This window comes from Frankia sp. CgJB1 (assembly GCF_977947065.1).
In genome coordinates this window covers 1-3,287 of sequence record NZ_CDWTNB010000271.1, presented here as the reverse complement: position 1 = coordinate 3,287, position 3,287 = coordinate 1, and the positions used below count along the sequence as shown (strand labels likewise).

1 protein-coding gene and 1 pseudogene are annotated in these 3,287 nt (G+C 72.7%); both read left to right on the top strand.

Translation table 11 applies throughout. The features are described 5' to 3' along the window. Positions 1 to 79: 79 nt before the first annotated feature. Positions 80 to 1,458 (top strand): annotated as a pseudogene (locus AC08OT_RS19720) (acyl carrier protein); the annotation flags it as partial. A gap of 132 nt (positions 1,459 to 1,590) precedes the next feature. Beyond that, positions 1,591 to 3,287: acyltransferase domain-containing protein (locus tag AC08OT_RS19715; protein WP_476603178.1), on the top strand; the 1,697-nt coding region annotated here is incomplete at its 3' end.

Below are 3,287 nucleotides of genomic sequence, written 5' to 3'. Positions count from 1 at the left end.
CTATACCCATGGCGTTCGTGCTTATTCACACGTGACCGACGACACGCACCCCCGGCCGGCATGGTCGTACCCTGAGAAGATGGGGACGTCGCACTCTCGACGGAAAGCGGACGGCTCCGCGACCCGACTCCTCGCCGGTTGCCTGAGCCCTACCCTTCCGCGTCCAGAGGAGATATTCCAAGTCGTTCTCGGCTCCAGCTTTCCGGGATTTTGTCCCACTCCGTACCGAGCGCTAACGGCTGGCCCTGACTTTGATCCGTGGCGGCCTTCTTCGTTGTCCATCGACCCGTCGCCATTGAATAGGACGCTGGGAGTTTGCATGCGCGATACGCGCGAAATCCAGGCACGATCACCACGCGGCACCGGTGGTGGGGCGAGCGAGGCGTGGCGTCTCCGGCTGGCCGGCCGATCGGAGGCGGCCCAGTGCGAGCTCCTGCTGGACCTGATAGCCGGCCGGGTCGCCGTGCTGACCGAGCGCAGCGGCGACGCGGCCATCCTCGGCCGGGAATCCTCCTGGCGTGGTCTCGGGGTGTACCGCGGCATCGCCGAGCGGCTGCGGGACGAACTGTCCGCGGCGACGGGTCTGCGCCTGCCCGCCACGCTGTTGTTCGACCGGCCCTCCCCCGAGGCCCTCGCCGGCCATCTGCGCCGTGAGTTGCTGGGTATCGACGAGCCCGCCGCGATCACCGCCGTTCCCGCGGCCGTTCCCGCGGCCGTCGCCGTTCCCGCCACCGGCGAGGTCGGCTCGGAGCCGTTCCGGGGCCATGATCCCGTCGTCATCATCGGCATGGCCTGCCGGCTGCCCGGCGGCACCGACTCACCAGAAGCCCTGTGGGACCTGGTACGAGAGGGCCGGGTGCCGTCGGCGGCCTGCCCGACGACCGGGGCTGGGACCTCGACGCGCTCTACGATCCTGATCCCGATCAGCCTGGCACCGCCTACACCCGCCATGGCGGGTTCCTGCCCGGCATCGCGCTGTTCGACCCGGGATTCTTCGGTATCGGTCCGCGCGAGGCGCAGGCCGTGGACCCGCAGCAGCGGCTGATGCTGGAGATCTCCTGGGAGGTTCTGGAGCACGCGGGCCTCGACCCACGGTCGCTGCGGGGCAGCCGGACCGGCATCTTCACCGGGGTGTCGCTGCAGGACTATGGCCCCGCCTGGCATGCGGCGCCCGCCGAAGCCCAGGGACAGCTGCTCACCGGCAACGCCTCCGGCGTGATCGCCGGCCGCGTCTCCTACACGCTCGGCCTGGAAGGGCCCGCGTTGACCATCGATACCCAGTGTTCCTCGTCTCTGGTGGCGGTGCATCTGGCCGGCCAGGCGCTGCGGGCCGGCGAATGCGACCTCGCCCTGGCCGGTGGGGTGACCGTGATGTCGACCCCAGGGATCCTGGTGGAGTTCAGCCGCAAGCGGGGCCTGGCGCCGGACGGGCGGTGCAAGGCGTTCTCCGCCGACGCCGACGGCACCGGCTGGGCCGACGGCGCGGGCGTGCTGCTGCTGGAACGGCTCTCCGACGCCCGCCGTAACGGCCATCACGTCCTCGCGGTCCTGCGTGGCACCGCGATCAACCAGGACGGCGCCAGCAACGGGATGACCGCACCGAACGGCCTGTCCCAGCAGCGCCTGATCCGCCAGGCGCTGGCCAACGCGGGGCTGCGCGCCGCCGACGTCGACGCGGTGGAGGCGCACGGCACCGGCACGACGCTCGGTGACCCGATCGAGGCCCGGGCCGTCATCGCCACCTACGGCCAGGACCGTGCCGCGCGGCGGCCCGTCTACCTCGGATCCCTGAAGTCGAACATCGGCCACACCCAGGCCGCCGCCGGCGTCGCCGGGATCATCAAGATGGTGCAGGCGATGCGGCACGGCGTCCTGTCGCGGACCCTGCACGTGCGCGAGGCGTCCCCGCACGTGGACTGGTCGGCGGGCGACGTCGCCCTGCTCACCGGGAACGTCCCCTGGCAGCGCCAGGATGGCCGGCCGCGACGGGCGGCGGTGTCAGCGTTCGGGGTAAGCGGCACCAACGCTCATGCCGTGCTCGAGGAAGCACCGCCCGGGCCGGGAACGGACACCGTGGGTGCGGACCGCGCCGGGGAGAACCCGGCGAGCGCCCCGGTGCCTGTCGTCCTGTCCGGCCGCGGCGACGCGGCGCTACGTTCGGCGGCCGCCCGGCTCGGCACGCACCTGGAGCGCCATCCCGAGATCTCCCCCCTGGACGCGGGATACACCCTGGCGGGTCGCACCCACTTCGAGCACCGCGCCGTCGCCGTCGTCCGCGGATCGGCGGCGTGCAGCAGCGGCACGCACCTGGCCGGGACCGGGACCCTGGCTGCTCTGGCCGAGGCCCGCCCCACCGCCGGGCTGGTCCTGGGCACGGTCCGACCGGCGCTGAGCCGAAGCGGAACCGCCCGGGGCGCAACCGCCTTCCTGTTCACCGGGCAGGGCAGCCAACGCCCCGGGATGGGCCGCGAACTCCATGCGGCCTACCCGGCCTTCGCCGACGCCCTCGACGACGTCTGTGCCCACTTCGCGCCGCATCTCGAATACCCACTGCGCGACGTCATGTTCGCCCCCGCCGGTTCCCCGGGCGCGGCGGCGCTCGACCGCACCGAGTACACCCAGCCCGCGCTGTTCGCCTTCGAGACCGCGCTGTTCCGGCTCCTCGAATCCTGGGGTCTCGCCCCGGGGATCCTCGCCGGGCACTCCATCGGCGAGCTCACCGCCGCCCACGTCGCCGGAGTGTGGGCCCTCGACGACGCCTGCGCTCTCGTCGCGGCCCGCGGCCGGCTCATGCAGGCCTGCCGCGCCGGCGGAGCCATGACCGCCATCCGCGCCGGCGAGGCGAAGGTCGCCGAGTCCCTCGCCGGGCTCGCCGGGCGGGTCGAGATCGCCACCGTCAACGGCCCGAGCGCCACCGTCATCGCCGGCGACGCCGACCTCGTCGGGCGCGTCGCCGTCGGCTGGGCCGAACGCGGCCGCGCCATCAGGCGGCTGACGGTCAGCCACGCTTTTCACTCCCCGCACATGGACGACATGCTCGACCGGTTCCGAGCCGTCGCCGAAAAGATCATCTACTCCCCGCCGGCCATCCCCGTCGTCTCCACCCGGACCGGCGACCTCGGCCTCCAGGTCGGGCTCACCACCCCCGACCACTGGGTACGCCACGTCCGCGAACCCGTCCGCTTCCTCGACGCCGCCCGTCGCCTGCACCGCGAAGGCGCCGTCGCCTACCTCGAACTCGGCCCCGACGCCGTCCTGACCGCGCTCCTGCCGGCCTGCCTAGTTCT